Annotated in this window: 12 protein-coding genes; 2 read left to right on the top strand and 10 right to left on the bottom strand. The window is 60.3% G+C overall.

Annotation, left to right across the window (positions count from 1 at the left end):
- Positions 1–221: 221 nt before the first annotated feature.
- On the bottom strand, positions 222–683 hold the full coding sequence (locus tag V8G57_RS01820) for a hypothetical protein (protein WP_342827947.1): 462 nt from the start codon (positions 681–683) through the stop codon (positions 222–224).
- A gap of 161 nt (positions 684–844) precedes the next feature.
- Between V8G57_RS01820 and V8G57_RS01815 the strand changes: the two genes are divergently transcribed.
- Positions 845–1,957: an ABC transporter substrate-binding protein gene (locus V8G57_RS01815; RefSeq protein WP_342827946.1), complete on the top strand. Its 1,113-nt coding sequence runs from the start codon at positions 845–847 to the stop codon at positions 1,955–1,957.
- 94 nt (positions 1,958–2,051) lie between these two features.
- Here V8G57_RS01815 and V8G57_RS01810 read toward each other — a convergent pair whose 3' ends face one another.
- The 3 genes from V8G57_RS01810 to V8G57_RS01800 all read right to left on the bottom strand — a co-directional run bounded on the left by V8G57_RS01810 (position 2,052) and on the right by V8G57_RS01800 (position 6,047).
- Positions 2,052–3,506, bottom strand: a complete 1,455-nt coding sequence (locus V8G57_RS01810; RefSeq protein WP_342827945.1) for a Ppx/GppA phosphatase family protein — start codon at positions 3,504–3,506, stop codon at positions 2,052–2,054.
- Positions 3,507–3,716: 210 nt separating this feature from the next.
- Positions 3,717–5,783 (bottom strand): DNA repair helicase YoaA, encoded by a 2,067-nt coding sequence (yoaA, locus tag V8G57_RS01805; protein WP_342827944.1) that lies wholly within the window; start codon positions 5,781–5,783, stop codon positions 3,717–3,719.
- 57 nt (positions 5,784–5,840) lie between these two features.
- Positions 5,841–6,047 carry a YdcH family protein gene (locus tag V8G57_RS01800; protein ID WP_170850937.1) on the bottom strand — a complete coding sequence of 69 codons (207 nt, stop codon included), beginning with the start codon at positions 6,045–6,047 and terminating at the stop codon, positions 5,841–5,843.
- A 162-nt stretch (positions 6,048–6,209) separates the two neighbouring features.
- On the opposite strand from V8G57_RS01800, the gene V8G57_RS01795 reads away from it, so the two are divergent.
- Complete coding sequence (locus tag V8G57_RS01795; protein ID WP_092392140.1) at positions 6,210–7,016, top strand: PP2C family protein-serine/threonine phosphatase; 807 nt, start codon at positions 6,210–6,212, stop codon at positions 7,014–7,016.
- Positions 7,017–7,035: 19 nt separating this feature from the next.
- Here the strand turns inward: V8G57_RS01795 and V8G57_RS01790 are convergent, their stop codons facing one another.
- From V8G57_RS01790 to V8G57_RS01765, 6 genes are all read right to left on the bottom strand, one after another.
- Positions 7,036–7,863 carry a hypothetical protein gene (locus V8G57_RS01790; RefSeq protein ID WP_342827943.1) on the bottom strand — a complete coding sequence of 276 codons (828 nt, stop codon included), beginning with the start codon at positions 7,861–7,863 and terminating at the stop codon, positions 7,036–7,038.
- A gap of 65 nt (positions 7,864–7,928) precedes the next feature.
- Positions 7,929–9,026, bottom strand: a complete 1,098-nt coding sequence (gene zapE, locus V8G57_RS01785) for a cell division protein ZapE (RefSeq protein ID WP_342827942.1) — start codon at positions 9,024–9,026, stop codon at positions 7,929–7,931.
- A 147-nt stretch (positions 9,027–9,173) separates the two neighbouring features.
- On the bottom strand, positions 9,174–9,590 hold the full coding sequence (locus V8G57_RS01780; RefSeq protein ID WP_092392133.1) for a hypothetical protein: 417 nt from the start codon (positions 9,588–9,590) through the stop codon (positions 9,174–9,176).
- Between the two features lie 11 nt (positions 9,591–9,601).
- Positions 9,602–11,029 carry a dihydrolipoyl dehydrogenase gene (lpdA, locus tag V8G57_RS01775; RefSeq protein ID WP_342827940.1) on the bottom strand — a complete coding sequence of 476 codons (1,428 nt, stop codon included), beginning with the start codon at positions 11,027–11,029 and terminating at the stop codon, positions 9,602–9,604.
- A gap of 195 nt (positions 11,030–11,224) precedes the next feature.
- Positions 11,225–12,484: a 2-oxoglutarate dehydrogenase complex dihydrolipoyllysine-residue succinyltransferase gene (gene odhB, locus V8G57_RS01770; protein WP_014005739.1), complete on the bottom strand. Its 1,260-nt coding sequence runs from the start codon at positions 12,482–12,484 to the stop codon at positions 11,225–11,227.
- A gap of 110 nt (positions 12,485–12,594) precedes the next feature.
- Positions 12,595–15,450 carry a 2-oxoglutarate dehydrogenase E1 component gene (locus V8G57_RS01765; RefSeq protein ID WP_092392131.1) on the bottom strand — a complete coding sequence of 952 codons (2,856 nt, stop codon included), beginning with the start codon at positions 15,448–15,450 and terminating at the stop codon, positions 12,595–12,597.
- Positions 15,451–15,515 lie beyond the last annotated feature (65 nt).

Genomic DNA, 15,515 nt, shown 5'->3' with positions numbered 1-15,515 from the left:
CCTAACCACGGATTACTTCAAGAAAATGACAGGTTTATTTCGGTTTTATGACATAGCAACAGTGTCGAAAATGCAATCGAAACGATCTGGATGCCGCCGTTTTTCGATAGGCCGCGCACATGCCGCCCATAGGCAAACGGGGTCCGGATTTGCACGCCGGCTTTCGCCATCGCACAAATCCGGACCCCGTTCAGCGCACTGCGCAGTACGGCCGGGCTGTCTTATTTTTCCTTCTTCGGACGGCCCGCCTTCACCGGCGGCAGGCTGGCCACGGCCAGCTTCAGGTTGGCTAGGCCCAGTTCGCGGATCAAGGCAACGCCGACCCGCAGCAGCTCGCTCTTCTTCACTTCCAGGCCGGCTTTCAAGAATGTTTTCTTGACGTCGCCCAGCACCTGGTATTCATCGGCCGGCATGGTGAAGCTGTCGCGCACCAGCTTGGCTTTCTTTACCTTGCCCTTCAAATCCGGCAGCGACTTGATGCTTGGCGCAGGCTTGGCTGCAACCGGCTTGGTAGCCAGCAAGGGCTTAGGCAAAGGCTTTGCGGCTGCCTTCACTACTGGCTTGGCAGCAGGCTTTGCCGCCGGCTTGGCAGCTGGACGCGCAACAGGCTTGGCCTTGGCAACGGTTTTTGGCGCTGCAACCGGCTTTTTGACGACACGTTTCACAATTTTACTGGTAACCATTCAACTCTCCAAAATTAAATCGTATAAATAATATATACAATTATTCCATCGTCGGCAAGAACAGCTTCAACAAACACAACAAATTCATCAAGCCGTCACAATTTACAACCAGAATCGCGACTCCTCCTCCGCCATATTTCGACTTTCCGATGAACTTAAACTTGAAACGCTTTTTGTGCAAGTATCTGGCCGGCCTTGCGCTGTGCCTGCCGCTGCTGGCGAATGCGGCGGCCGACGCCATCGTGGTCGGCCAGGCCATCGACCTGTCCGGCCCCAATGCCGACCTCGGACGCGATTATGTGGCGGGCATCAAGACCTATTTCGACGTGCTCAACGCCAAAGGCGGGATCAACGGCCGCCGCATCCAGTACCTGGTGCGCGACGACCGCGGCCAGGCCGACCAGGCGGTGAAAGCGGTCGCCGAACTGATCACCCAGGCCCACGTCTCTTACCTGTTCGGCGGCGTCGGCGACGATGTCACCCGGGCCGTGCTGGATTCCGCCGAATTCAAGCGCAGCGGCCTGACGCTGTACGCGCCGCTGGCCGGCGCCGATTACCGGAAAGATGCCAAAATCCTGTTCTGGCGGCCCAGCTACCAGCAGGAAATCCGCCATATATTTTCCCATTTCGACAAGCTCGGCATCAAGGACGTCGGCGTGGTGTACCAGGAATCGGCCGCCACCGCCGACGCTTACCAGCGCCTGGCCGAACAGATGAAGGAAAGCGGCATCAGGCTCAGCGGCACGGTCCACCTCGGCAACGATCTCGCCAGGATGCGCAGCGAAACAGCGCAGCTGGCCAGCGCCAAACCGGGGTTCGTGATCATGATCGCCGATACCGTGAATGCCGGGGTATTCCTGAAAGAATTCCGCAAGCTGGCGCCGCAAACCTTCGTCGCCGGCTCGTCCCTCACCAACCTGACCACGCTGCGCCAGCTGGCGGGTGGCAAGGCCGTGGAGTGGACGGTGTTCTCGCAAGTCGTCCCGAACCCCAACATCGGCAGCTCGTCGATACAGCTGGAACATTTGAACATGATGCGGAAGTATCGCGACGAGCCGGTATCGGCATTGACGCTGGAAGGATTTACCGCGGCAAAATCATGGCTGCGCCTGCTGCCGGCCGGCAAACGCGCCGCCGGCCAGGCCGAATACGCCATTCCCGGCGGCGGTTTCGACATTGGCGGTTACATGGTGGGCGACGTCGCCGACAGCAACCACCTCTCCAGCTATGTCGACATGGCGCTGTTCAACAAATCCAGCGGACTGACTTACTGAAGCAGCCCAGCCGCACTTCAGCGGCAAACATGACAAATCAGGGAGCAAATCAAAAAACCGGCCGGCTTGATGCCGCGCCGGCTGCTGCAGGCAATCAGGTCCGGCGGATGGAAAAATCGACGCCGATCTCGCGCCACCAGTCCTGTTCCTTGGTCATCCAGTAAGTCGCGGTGGGATGGTCTTCAATCCAGTCGCGCTTGATGTCGAGTTCGATCTTGCTCTTCATCTTCAGGCGCAATTCGTCGAGGTCGATCTCGATCCGCGAATGCAGGAACATCACCGCCAGGCGCAAAGCCAGCACCGCCTTGGAAAAATCCGGATCCAGCAGCGCATCGCTGATCTTGCGCAGGTTGCCCTTCTGGCCAAGGATCAGCATGCTCATGGCGCGCTGTTCGCGGGTAGTGAAACCGGACAGGTCGGCGTTCTCGATCAGGTAGGCGGCATGCTTGTGATAACCGCTCTGCGACACCACCAGCCCGACTTCATGCAGCAAGGCGCTCCAGTGCAGGTACTGGCTGAGGCCGTCGCTGCTGGGCTTGAGCATTTCGAACAGCGAGGTTGCTGTTTCGGCGACCCGGCTGGCGCGTAGCTGGTCGACATGGAAACGCTGGGAAAAATCGTGCACCGACTGGTCGCGCCGGTCCAGCCGCGTGCCGCGCAACTGCAGGTCCCACATCACGCCCATGCGCAGGCCGGCTTCGATCGGCTGGATCACCTCGATGCCGAGTTCCTGCATCAGGCCGATCAGCACCGCCAGGCCGCCGACCATGACCGCGGCGCGCTCCGGCTTCATGCCCAGCAGGTCGATCCGGCTGACGTGGCCGAACTCGACGAAACAGGCGCGCAGGGCCTCCAGGCTGGTGTACGACAGGCGATGGTCGCCCAGGCCGTTTTTCTCGATAGTCTCGGCAATCGCCCGGATCGTGCCGGAAGAGCCATACGCATGGCTCCAGTTTTGCGGCCGGTACGGCGGCGCCGCGTCTTCGAAATGGCTGCGAGCGGACAGCACCGCAGCGTCGTAAGCCTCGGCCGTGATCTGGCCGTCGGCGAAAAACGCCAGGCTCTGGTTGACCGTGCCGATGCCGAACGATTCGACCCGTTCGATCTGCTGGCCGCGTCCCAGGATCAGCTCGGTGGAGCCGCCGCCGATATCCAGCACCAGCCTTTTTTCATTCGGCAGGCGCAGCATGCTGGCGACGCCCATATAGATCAGCCGGCCTTCCTCTTCGCCCGAAATGATTTCAATCGGATAGCCGATGACCTGTTCGGCGATCGGCAGGAATTCCGCCGCATTCTTGGCCACGCGCAAGGTGTTGGTGGCCACCACCCGCACCGCTTCCAGCTGGTAGTCGGCCAGGATGCTGCGGAAGCGCGACAGCGAATCCAGCGCAACCTGCATCGCCTGTTCGGTCAGGTAACCTTTGGCGTCAAGGCCGGCAGCCAGTCGGATCGGGTCGCGCGCACTCTTGATGACGCGGATCGCATCACCATTGTATTTGCCTATATGCAAACGGAAACTGTTCGACCCCAAATCCACTGCTGCAAACATTGCTTACCTTTATCCAAACGAGCGTTCGAGAAAAACCGGCCTGGCCGGCCGGGATTAGACACTGTGACGAACTGCGACAATAGAGCCGGATTATTACATGCTGATGACAAACCGTCAGGGCAGCTTAGCCGATCGCAACCGATCGCACCAGGCCAAAACGACAGCGCGGCGGCGATGCGGCAGACCACATCCTCTCACAAGCGCGGACAGTTAGCTGCCGACCGTCTCGCCGCTCCAGAATGCCTGCACCGCGCTCAGTTCCCGGGTCCGCCTGAACGGCGGCAGGCTCTGCCAGATGCGGCGGCCGTAGCCCTTGGAAATCAGGCGCGGATCGCAGATCATCAGGACGCCGCGGTCGGTTTCGTCGCGGATCAGGCGGCCGGCGCCCTGCTTCAGGTTAATGATGGCCGCCGGCAACTGGTGATGCATGAAACCGTTCATGCCCTTCGATTCCAGCGCGTCTATGCGCGCCGCCAGCACCGGATCGTCCGGCGGCGAGAACGGCAGCTTGTCGATGATCACCAGCGACAGCGCCTCGCCGCGCACGTCGACGCCCTCCCAGAAGCTCTGGCTGCCGACCAGCACGGCGTTGCCGGCGGCGCGGAAGCGGTCCAGCAGCTCGGTGCGCCCGGCCTCGCCCTGCACCATCAAGGGAAAATCCAGGTGGCGCGCTTCGAATTCGGCCCGCAGCCGCTCGGCTGCACGGTTCACTGCGCGTATTGTGGTGCACAGCAGGAATGCGCGGCCGCCGGAGGCTTCGATCACCGGCAGCGCAGCGTCGATGACGGCGTCGGTATAGTCCGGCGAATTGGGCTGCGGCAGGTTCTGCGGCACGTATAGCAAGCCTTGTTCGCCATAGTCGAAGGGACTGGGCCAGGACTGCGCCGGCTCGTCCCACAGGCCCATTTGCGAGGCGTAGTGCTGGAAATCGTTCTTCACCGCTAGCGTGGCCGAAGTGAAGATCCAGGAACGCGCCACGCCTTCGCGCTGCTTGTTGAAAATCGGCGCTATCGACAAGGGCGTCTGGTGCAGCTGCAGGGAAGAAGAAAAGGCTTCCACCCACAGCACGCTGCCTTCGTCGTCCTCTGCGTCGGCGGCCTTGGCTTTCTTCGGCGGCTTGCCGCCAGCCGCGGCAGGCGCGCTGTTCCAGCCGTCCAGCTTGTAGCCCAGCTCGACCGCGCGGGTGCGGCACTGCTCGATGGTTTCGGCCCGCTCCGCCTGTTTTTCCAGGACGGCGATCATGCCGTGCAGCTGTGCCCGCATGGTTTCCAGCGCCGGGAAAAATATGCTCGAGGCAGCAATCTGGTTGACCGCCAGCCGCACCACGTCCTGCGGAAAAGCCAGGCGCATGTCGCGCGCGGCCTTTTCCACCGGCAGCACCACTTGCCCCCAGTCGGCGCCGTCGCGCGCATGCGACAAGCCTTCCGCCAGCACGTCGCGGCACAGTTCCAGGATCTGCGAAGTGGAGACGGTATTGCCGAAAAATAAAGTGGCGACCTCGGGCAGCTGGTGCGCTTCATCGAAGATGATGGTGTTGGCCGACGGCAGCAGCTCGGCGACGCCGGTATCCTTCAGGGCGACGTCGGCAAAGAACAGGTGGTGGTTGACCACCACCACGTCAGCCTGCTGCGCTTCCTTGCGCGCCTTCATCACGAAGCAATCCTGGTAATACTGGCACTCGGCGCCCATGCAGGTATCGCGGGTCGAGGTCACCAGGTTCCAGATCGGCGCGGTTTCCGGCACATTGGACAACTCCGCCTTGTCGCCGGACGAAGTGGTTTTCATGAAACGGGAAATTTCGCGCAGGTAGCCGACATCCTCGCGCGACGTCATGCGGCCGTTCTGCAGCGTGCGCTCCAGGTGGAAATGGCAGACGTAGTTGGCGCGCCCTTTCAGCAGCGCCACCGAGACCGGCGCGCTGAGCGCCCTGCGCACGGTCGGGATGTCGCGCAAGAACAGCTGGTCCTGCAAGTTCTTGGTGCCGGTCGAGACAATCACCTTGCCGCCCCACAGCAAGGCCGGCACCAGGTAGGCGAAGGTCTTGCCGGTGCCGGTGCCGGCCTCGGCGATCAGCGTGCGCTGCTGGGCGATGGCGTCGGCGATGGCTTTCGCCATTTCGGTCTGCGCCTGGCGCGGCCGGAAGCCGCCGACCGCCTGTCCAAGCGGACCGGTGCTGGCGAACAGGCGATCGATGTCGGCGTCGTGCGTGCCGGCTGGCGCGGCGGCGGCTACAGCGGCGACGCTTTCAGCGGCAAGGGGGGATGTATCTTCGGTCAAGGTAACTTACTTAAAGCTGAGGCTGGATGGTTATCCTACCAGCCACGGGGTGGGCTATCAGGCAGGGATGTCGGGAATTAATTGCATTCTTAACAGCGTGATCTGGTCTTTCAGTTGCAATTTGCGCTTTTTCAGGCGGCGCAACTGCAATTCTTCGTGCAAGACCTGATTTGTCATGGTATGAATGGCCGCATCCAGGTCGCGATGTTCGACTTCAAGTTCTATAATGCGGCGCAGGATTTCTTCTCGATCGATCATGGTCATATTCTAGCGTTGGAAAATGTTAACATATGGAAACACGTTGAAAATCATTCCTGCGTATAATATTTCCCATCAACTTCATACTGTATTACTGTGAATGAATGGCGATTTGACGCCGGATCCAGAATTACCTAGAACAGGATGCAGTTTAATCTACCCAGACGAATGAGCCAATACAAGATCGAAGCCGGCACCGGCCAACACATCGGTGACCGCCAGGAACAACAGGACCGGACTGCATTATTCACTGCCCCAAAAGCACCGGGTTACATGATGGCAGTACTCGCCGACGGCATGGGCGGCCGCAGCGGCGGCGCACTGGCTGCCGAGCAGGTGATCTGCACCGCCAAGCAGATCTTCGAAGGTTTCTCGCCGCTGATCGACAATGTCGAAACCATGCTGCAGAACATCGCGCTGGAGACGCACACCGTCATCAAGCTGAGCGGCTTCTCCAACGACAAGGATCCGCACACCACCATGGTGATCCTGGTGCTGTCGCCGGACGGCACGGCTACCTGGGGCCATGTCGGCGATTCACGCCTGTACCGCTTCGAGGGCCCTAATTTCGCCGAGCACACCATCGATCATTCCTACGTCGAGAAACTGGTGAGCGAAGGCAAGCTGTCGCGCAGCGAGGCGAAATCGCACAACCTCTCCAACATCCTGCTCAACGCGCTGGGGTCGAGCACCGATACGCCCACGGTCAGCATCAGCCGCTACACCGGCCTTAAGGCTGGCGATGCTTTCCTGCTGTGCTCGGACGGGCTATGGCATTACTTTACGGAAGATGAACTGGGTGCGGCCATCGCCATGAACAAGCCGCGCGATGCGGCTGAAATGCTGATCACCAAGACCCGCAAGCGCGCCGAAGGCCACGCTGCCGACAATTGCACTTTTGCGATCGTCAAGCTGGTGGCGCTGCCCAAGGAAGCGCAGAACTACACCGTCAAGAAAATGCGCCGCGCGGTGTAAGCCGCACGGCTGGCCCGGGCTACGGAGCGGAAGCCGGCGGCGGCGTTGCTGCTGCCGGCGCCGCTGGTGCGGCGGCAGCCTTCTTCGCGGCCAGGTCCTTGGCCTTGGCGACCTTGTTGTCGGCAACTTCCTTCTGGCGTGCTGCCGAGTCCTTTGCCTTTTTCTCGAAAGCGGCGGCATTCGCTGCCCGCTCCGATGCCTTCGCGGCCTCATCCTGCCGCGCTTTTTGCAGTTTGGCGTTATGCTCGGCCACCCGCTTGTCGGCCTCGCCCATATGCTTGCGGGTATTGGCGGTGACTTCCTTATCCTTTGCCGCGCCTTGCTTGACCTTTTCCGCGTTGCTCACTTCTTTCGCCTGCTGATCCTGGGCTTTCTGCGCTGCTTCGGCCGGTTGCCCGGCATCGTGCACTTCCAGCGCCTTGTCGCGCTCGTCGGCCCGGTCCTTGCGCAAGAAAGCGTTGGCGGTGATGTCGATCGGACGGATGGTCTTCATCGCCAGGCGCCGCTGTTCCTTGGCGATGTCGAGGCAGTGGTTGACGAAGAATTTCTGATAGCAGGCCCGGCGCTGTTCCAGGTCGCGCGCCTCGACTTCAGCCTTGGCGTCGGCGACATCGGCCAGCGCCCGGTTCGCGGTCTCCACCGAAGTCAGCGTTTCCAGCGGGTAGCGCGCGCTCAGCTCGGCGGCCGGCTGGTCTACCGGCTTGAGTTCGATGTCGGCGGCCAGGACAGCAGGGCCGGCGCACAGCGCCAGCAGCAGCGCAGCCATGCCCGGCAAGAGCGGGCGCCGGCGACGCGCGGGCGTCAGCGGCGATGACAAAGGGGCCAGGATCAAAGAGGCAAATTCCACGTAAACCTATCCATTTCTATACGTTATTTTCTTTACAGCCGTATTTACAGCCTTACTTACACGACTTATACAATAGAGTCGGCCTCGGAACGCCGCTCGCTATCCATGTACTCGCGCGACTGCATCTCCATGATACGCGACACGGTACGGTGGAACTCGTTGGCCAGCATGCCTTGCGTGTACAGCTGGTCCGGCTCTACCGCGGCCGACATGATCAACTTGATCTTGTGATCATAGAACACATCGATCAGCCAGGTAAACCGGCGCGCCTCGGACGACATCGCCGCCGACATCTGCGGAATACCGGACAATATCACCGTATGGAAGCGGCTGGCAATTTCGAGATAATCGTTTTGCGAACGCGGGCCGCCGCACAAGGTGCTGAAATCGAACCAGATGACGCCGCCGGCCCGGCGCAGGGCCTTGATTTTACGCGCTTCGATATCGACTATCGGATCTTCGTCGGCAGTATCGGCAACGCCGGCAAACGCATGGCGCAAGGCGCGGTCGGTATCGGCGTTGAGCGGCGCATGGTAGCTCTCGACCTGTTCCAGGGCGCGCTTGCGGTAATCGATGCCGGCATCGATATTCATCACGTCCAGGTTGTCTTGCAACAGCTTGATGGTGGGCAGCATGCGATCGCGGTGCAAACCGTCGGGATACAGCGTGCTCGGCTCGTAGTTCGAGGTCATCATGAATGACACGCCGTTGTCGAACAAGGCTTTCAGCAGGTTGTAGAGAATCATTGCGTCGGCGATGTCGGACACGTGGAATTCGTCAAAACAGATCAACCGGTATTTCCTGGCGACCCGTTTCGCCACTTCATCGAGCGGATCGGCGACGCCCTTGAGCTCGTCCAGCTGGCGGTGCACGGCGCGCATGAATTCATGGAAATGCAGGCGCGTCTTGCGCACCACCGGCACCACCGAATAAAAGCTGTCCATCAGGAACGACTTGCCGCGCCCCACCCCGCCCCACATGTACACGCCGCGCGGCACATCCGGCCGCAGGATCAGGCGCTTGAAGGAATTGGAACGCTGCGCCTTGTACTCGACCCATTCATCGTAAGCCTGCTGCAGGCGATCGACCGCGCGCCGTTGCGCATCGTCCGCCTGGAAACCTCGTTGCGTCAGTGCCTGTTCGTAAAACTCTAAGACGTTCATTGTGTTTTCAATTCTTGACGAAAAACCAAAACCGGTTTGCCGGCTTCACAGATTGGCAAAAAACCAACCATGTTTTTTCAAGCCGCTAAAAATAAAAATGGGCGAGCTTTCGCTCACCCACATCAAACCAGGCAGTACATCCAGCAACTATGACCGCCCCATCTCTACCAGTACCCGGCTAGGGTAGGCTTTTTCCTTGCCGCCGAAACTGAGCGGCAGGTTTGCCCCCAAGCCAAGGCCGACCGCACCTATGCCGCCGCTGCCGCCGGTGGCGCCGATGCCGATGCTCGGCGAATTCAGCCCGGGCGGAGCGCGATACACCACTTCAGAAGTACGGTAGCCGGGCTTGTTGCAGACCACATGCAGGTCGCCGTCGGCTTCGACAATCAGGACATTGCCAGGTGTGACCACATTCCAGCGGCTGCTGTCGGTTTTCACCACGCAGCGCGCGCCAGCCAGCTGCTGGCTGTCGGATGTGGCCTCAATCTGCACGCGGCCGTTATCCGACGCTGTAGTCGCGCAGCCGGACAATGCAACGCCTAACGACAGTATCAGATAACGCATGCACTTCTCCCTTAGAAATTCAGGGACCGTTTGTCGACCGCCAGCGCCGCTTCCTTGGTCGCTTCCGACAAGGACGGGTGCGCGTGGCAGATACGGGCGATGTCTTCCGCAGATGCGCGGAATTCCATCGCCACCACGGCTTCTGAAATCAATTCCGATGCCATTGGACCAACAATGTGGACGCCCAGGATTTCGTCAGTCTTGGCGTCCGCCAGGAACTTGACCATGCCCGAGGTATCACCCAAGGCGCGTGCCCGGCCATTGGCCAGGAACGGGAAAGTACCCGCCTTGTATGCTACTCCATCTGCCTTCAGTTGTTGTTCTGTCTTGCCGACCCACGCGATTTCCGGCGAAGTGTAGATCACCCAAGGAATTGTATTGAAGTTCACATGGCCGTGCTGTCCGGCAATACGCTCGGCAACCGCCACGCCTTCTTCCTCAGCCTTGTGCGCCAGCATCGGGCCGCGCACCACGTCGCCTACCGCCCAGACGTTCGGCAGGTTGGTCTTGCAATCGCCGTCGACGGCGATGAAACCGCGCTCGTCCAGCTGCAGGCCAACGCCTTCGGCGTTCAGGCCGATGGTGTTAGGGATACGGCCGATCGACACGATCAGCTTGTCGTACACCGCTTTTTGCGCCGCGCCGGTGGCGTCGACATATTCCACTGTGACATCATTCTTGCCGGCCGTGATGGCGCCGATCTTGACGCCCAGGCTGACCTTCAAGCCTTGCTTGGTGAACAGCTTGCCGGCTTCCTTGGCGATCTGCTCGTCGACCGCGCCGAGGAAAGTCGGCAATGCTTCCAGCACGCTGACATCCGAGCCGAGACGACGCCAGACGCTACCCATTTCGAGGCCGATCACACCGGCGCCGATAACACCCAGTTTAGCCGGAACCGCGTCAATTGCCAGTGCACCGGTATTGGACAGGATCAGTTTTTCGTCAAACGGCGTGCCGGGCAAGGCGCGCGGATTGGAGCCGGTAGCCAGGATGATGTGCTTGGCGGTAATGGTTTCTTCGGCAGCGCCGGCGACCTTGATTTCGTAAGCGTTGGCATCGCCCTTGACGAAAGAGCCGCGGCCATGGAAAAAGGTGACCTTGTTTTTCTTGAACAGGTACAAGATGCCTTCGTTGTTCTGCTTGACGACGCTATCCTTGCGCGCCAGCATCTGCCCCAGGTTCAGTCCCAGGCCCTTGACTTCAATACCATGGTCGGCGAACGCATGGCCGGCGTGTTCGTAGTGTTCGGACGATTGCAGCAATGCCTTGGATGGAATGCAGCCTACGTTGGTGCAGGTGCCGCCCGGCGCAGGGCCGTTCTTGGCGTTTTTCCATTCATCGATACAGGCAGTATTGAAGCCCAGCTGCGCGGCGCGGATTGCTGCGATATAGCCGCCGGGACCGCCACCGATCACAACGACATCAAATTGTTTGCTCATTTCCATCCTTCGAATTATTGCCTTGCCAACTCATGCCCCATATGCCGTCAACTCAGGCAGCCGGCTTGCGGCTCGGGTAAAAATCACAGTGGCAAGGCGCTCATCATTTACTAAGCCACCTAAACGATGCGCCCTGCTCCATTTTCCCCTCGGGAAACAAGAGTCAGGGCGCTCTCGCCTGGCGAGACTTGACGCTTACAGGTCCAGCAACAGGCGGGCTGGATCTTCCAGCGCTTCCTTCATCGCGACCAGGGCCAGCACAGCTTCACGACCATCGATGATACGGTGATCATAAGACATTGCCAGGTAGTTCATCGGACGGATCACGATCTGGCCGTTTTCAACCACCGCGCGGTCCTTGGTCGCATGCACGCCCAGGATTGCCGATTGCGGCGGGTTGATGATCGGCGTCGACAGCATCGAACCGAAAGTGCCGCCGTTCGAGATCGAGAAAGTGCCGCCGGTCAGGTCGTCCAGCGTCAGCTTGCCGTCCTTGGCCTTGGCGCCGAATTCGCCGATTTTCTTTTCGATGTCGGCGATCGACATCTGGTCCGCGTCACGCAACACCGGCACCACCAGGCCGCGCGGCGAACCGACTGCGATGCCGATATCGAAATAGCCGTGGTAGACGATGTCGTTGCCGTCCACCGATGCATTGACGATCGGGTATTTCTTCAGCGCCGCAACCGCAGCCTTGACGAAGAACGACATGAAACCCAGCTTGACGCCGTGTTCCTTTTCGAACTTGTCCTTGTATTTGGTGCGCAGGTCCATGACCGGCTGCATGTTGACTTCATTGAATGTCGTCAGGATGGCGTTGGTCGATTGCGATTGCACCAGGCGCTCGGCGATACGTGCGCGCAGGCGGCTCATCGGCACGCGCTCTTCTGGACGATCGTCCAGGTTGGCCTTGGTTGGCGCTGCGACTTGCTGCAGGGCCGGCTTGGCTGGAGCGGCTGCCAGCGGTGCTGGCGCTGCCGGCTTGTTGGCGATGGCGCCCAGGGCGTCGCCCTTGGTGACACGGCCGTCCTTGCCGCTGCCGTCGACTTGCGCCGCCGACAGGTTGTTTTCAGCCAGCAGTTTGGCTGCCGCAGGCATGGCGATGCCGGCTGCCGATTTCGATTGCAGTTCAGGCGCGGCCACCGGCGTCGGCGCGTTGCCGCTTTGCGGCACAGGCACGGCTGCCACTTCCATCGGGCTGACCTTGGCTGAAGCGTCGGTGTCGATCACGGCGATGATTTCATCCGCAACCACGGTGCTGCCGTCGCCCTTGATCAGCTGGACGATCACGCCGTCGGCTGGCGCCGGCAGTTCCAGTACAACCTTGTCGGTCTCGATATCGATCAGGTTTTCGTCGCGCTTGACAGCGTCGCCGATTTTTTTATGCCATGTCAACAAAGTCGCTTCAGCGACCGATTCCGACAGCTGCGGAACTTTTACTTCTAGAAGAGCCATTTAATTCTCCGATTCATGTGTATTGCGGGACAGAGTTTAAGAGCCGCCGTAGCGCGGCGAATTCCACTCCCCGTGCGGCTCTGTCCCCAACTAATTAGATAAGACGCCGATTATTTCGTCAGAACAAAGCCTTTGAGCTTGGAAAATGCTGTGTCCAGCAACGCTTTTTGCTGCGCATAGTGCTTGTCGTAGTAACCGACCGCTGGCGATGCGCTGGCTGGACGGCCTGCATAGGCAAGCTTCTGGCCTTCGTCCAGGTTTTCAAAAATATTGTGCTGGATCTGCAGCCATGCGCCTTGGTTCTGCGGCTCGTCCTGGGTCCATACCAGCTCGTTGAAGTTCGGGAACTGCTTCAACTCGGCGGCAAACGCCTTGTGCGGGAATGGATACAGCTGTTCCAGGCGGATGATTGCGACGTCGGTCTGGCCGCGTTCCTTGCGTGCGTTGACCAGGTCGTAATACACCTTGCCGGAACAGGCGATGACGCGCTTGACCTTTTTAGGATCGATCTTGTCGTCGACTTCGCCGATCACGGTCTGGAAACTGCCCTTGGTGAAGTCGGACAACGGCGAACCGGCATCCTTGTTACGCAACAGCGACTTCGGCGTCATGATCACCAGCGGCTTGCGGAACAGGCGGATCATCTGGCGGCGCAGCAGATGGAAAATCTGCGCGGCGGTAGTCGGCTGCACCACTTGCATGTTGTTGTCAGCGCACAGCTGCAGGTAACGTTCCAGGCGTGCCGACGAGTGTTCCGGACCCTGGCCTTCGTAACCGTGCGGCAGCATCATGACCAGGCCCGAAGCACGGCCCCACTTCACTTCGCCGGAGCTGATGAACTGGTCGATCACGACTTGCGCGCCGTTGGCGAAGTCGCCGAACTGCGCTTCCCAGATCGTCAGCGTGTTTGGCTCCGCGGTGGAATAACCGTATTCGAAACCGAGCACCGCTTCTTCCGACAGGACCGAGTCGATCACCTTGAACGGCGCCTGCTGGTCGGAGATGTTTTGCAGCGGAATATAGCTGCCGGCATCCCAGCGTTCGCGGTTCTGGTCATGCAGCACGGCGTGGCGGTGGACAAACGTGCCGCGGCCGGCATCCTGGCCGGTCAGGCGGATCGCATAACCCGACGACACCAGCGATGCGTAGGCCAGGTGTTCGCCCATGCCCCAGTCGAGGTTGAGTTCGCCGCGGCCCATGGCAGCGCGGTCGTTCAGTACTTTTTCGACCAGCGCGTGGACCTTGAAGTTTTCCGGCACGGTAGTGATGCGCGCAGCCAGGCGCTTCAGTTCGGTCACCGGCACCGACGTGTCGGCAGCGTCGGTCCACTTGCGGTTCAGGAACGGCAGCCAGTCGACCGCGTATTTGCTCTTGAAGTTGGTGATGACCGGATCGATGGTGTGCTTGCCGGCGTCCATTGCATCGCGGAATGCCTTGACCATGGCGTCGCCGTCGTCGGCGCCGATCGTGCCTTGCGCCACCAGCTTGTCCGCATACAGCTTGCGGGTGCCTGGATGCTGGCCGATCTTCTTGTACATCAGCGGCTGGGTCAGCGCCGGCGTATCTTGCTCGTTGTGGCCCAGTTTGCGGAAGCAGATGATATCGACAACGATATCTTTCTTGAACTCGATACGGTAGTCGAGCGCGATCTGGGTCGCGTACACCACCGCTTCTGGATCGTCGCCGTTGACGTGCAGCACCGGCGCTTCGATCATCTTGACCACGTCCGAGCAGTACAGTGTCGAACGCGAATCGCGCGGATCGGAAGTAGTAAAGCCGATCTGGTTGTTGATCACGATATGCACCGTGCCGCCCGTGCCGTAGCCGCGTGTCTGCGCCAGGTTCAGGGTTTCCATCACGACGCCCTGGCCGGCAAATGCAGCGTCGCCGTGCACCAGGATCGGCAGCACTTGCGAACCGTCGGCATCGCCGCGGCGTTCCATGCGGGCCTTGACCGAACCTTCAACCACCGGGTTGACGATTTCCAGGTGCGACGGGTTGAACGCCAGCGACAGATGCACCGGGCCGCCTGGGCTGGTGATATCGGACGAGAAACCTTGGTGATACTTGACGTCGCCGGCCGGCAGGTCGTCGGCGTGCTTGCCTTCGAATTCGGCGAACAGTTCCTGCGGCATCTTGCCCAGGGTGTTGACCAGCACGTTCAGGCGGCCGCGGTGGGCCATGCCGATCACGATTTCCTGGATACCCTTTTCGCCGGCGCGCTGGATGGTTTCATCCAGCGACACGATGAAGCTTTCGCCGCCCTCCAGCGAGAAACGCTTCTGGCCGACATAACGGGTGTGCAGGTAGCGCTCCAGGCCTTCGGCCGCGGTCAGGCGGTCGAGGATGTGCTTTTTCTTCTCGGCGGTGAATACCGGCGCCGAGCGGGTCGACTCCAGGCGCTCTTGCATCCAGCGCTTTTCAGTCGGATCGCTGATGTACATGTATTCGGTACCGATCGAACGGCAGTACGTGTCGCGCAGCGAATTGAGCAGGTCGCGCAGCGTAGCGGTTTCGGTGCCGAAGTAGGTGTTGCTGATGTTGAACACGATGTCCATGTCGGCATCGGTGAAACCGTAGAAACTTGGCTCCAGTTCAGGCAGCACGGAGCGTTCCTGGCGTTGCAGCGGATCCAGGTTGGCCCAGCGTGAACCGAGGTAGCGGTAGGCGGCGATCAATTGGGTTGCGGCAACACGCTTGCGGCCCATTTCAGCGTCGGCCGAAGCGGAGATGGTGCGGATAGGACCGTGTTTGGCGCGCTCGGCAAACGAGGCGATGACGGAAGCGTGGCCTACGTCAGGTTTGTCGGTGCCGTCGACGGCTGGCACGTGCTGCATGGCGTCGAAATAAGCACGCCAGTTGTCGGCAACTGAACCGGGATTGTCGAGGTATGACTCGTACAGCTCTTCAATGTACGGTGCATTACCTCCGAAGAGATAAGAATTAGAGCGGTATTGTTGCATCATCTTGCTCACCTTTCTTCGCGTTTCGCGAGATTAGCGGGTTAACATAACCTTCCGCGACACGGCCT

This window comes from Collimonas rhizosphaerae (assembly GCF_038896935.1).
Classification (GTDB): Bacteria; Pseudomonadota; Gammaproteobacteria; order Burkholderiales; family Burkholderiaceae_D; genus Collimonas; species Collimonas rhizosphaerae.
This window is presented reverse-complemented; position numbering and strand designations above follow the sequence as displayed.

Bases quoted from the DNA above. Each gene is read 5' to 3' on its own strand.
- V8G57_RS01820 (WP_342827947.1), bottom strand. From the start codon at position 683: ATGGTTACCAGTAAAATTGTGAAACGTGTCGTCAAAAAGCCGGTTGCA.
- V8G57_RS01810 (WP_342827945.1), bottom strand. From the start codon at position 3,506: ATGTTTGCAGCAGTGGATTTGGGGTCGAACAGTTTCCGTTTGCATATA.
- V8G57_RS01800 (WP_170850937.1), bottom strand. From the start codon at position 6,047: ATGACCATGATCGATCGAGAAGAAATCCTGCGCCGCATTATAGAACTT.
- V8G57_RS01795 (WP_092392140.1), top strand. From the start codon at position 6,210: ATGAGCCAATACAAGATCGAAGCCGGCACCGGCCAACACATCGGTGAC.
- zapE (WP_342827942.1), bottom strand. From the start codon at position 9,026: ATGAACGTCTTAGAGTTTTACGAACAGGCACTGACGCAACGAGGTTTC.
- V8G57_RS01780 (WP_092392133.1), bottom strand. From the start codon at position 9,590: ATGCGTTATCTGATACTGTCGTTAGGCGTTGCATTGTCCGGCTGCGCG.
- lpdA (WP_342827940.1), bottom strand. From the start codon at position 11,029: ATGAGCAAACAATTTGATGTCGTTGTGATCGGTGGCGGTCCCGGCGGC.
- odhB (WP_014005739.1), bottom strand. From the start codon at position 12,484: ATGGCTCTTCTAGAAGTAAAAGTTCCGCAGCTGTCGGAATCGGTCGCT.
- V8G57_RS01765 (WP_092392131.1), bottom strand. From the start codon at position 15,450: ATGATGCAACAATACCGCTCTAATTCTTATCTCTTCGGAGGTAATGCA.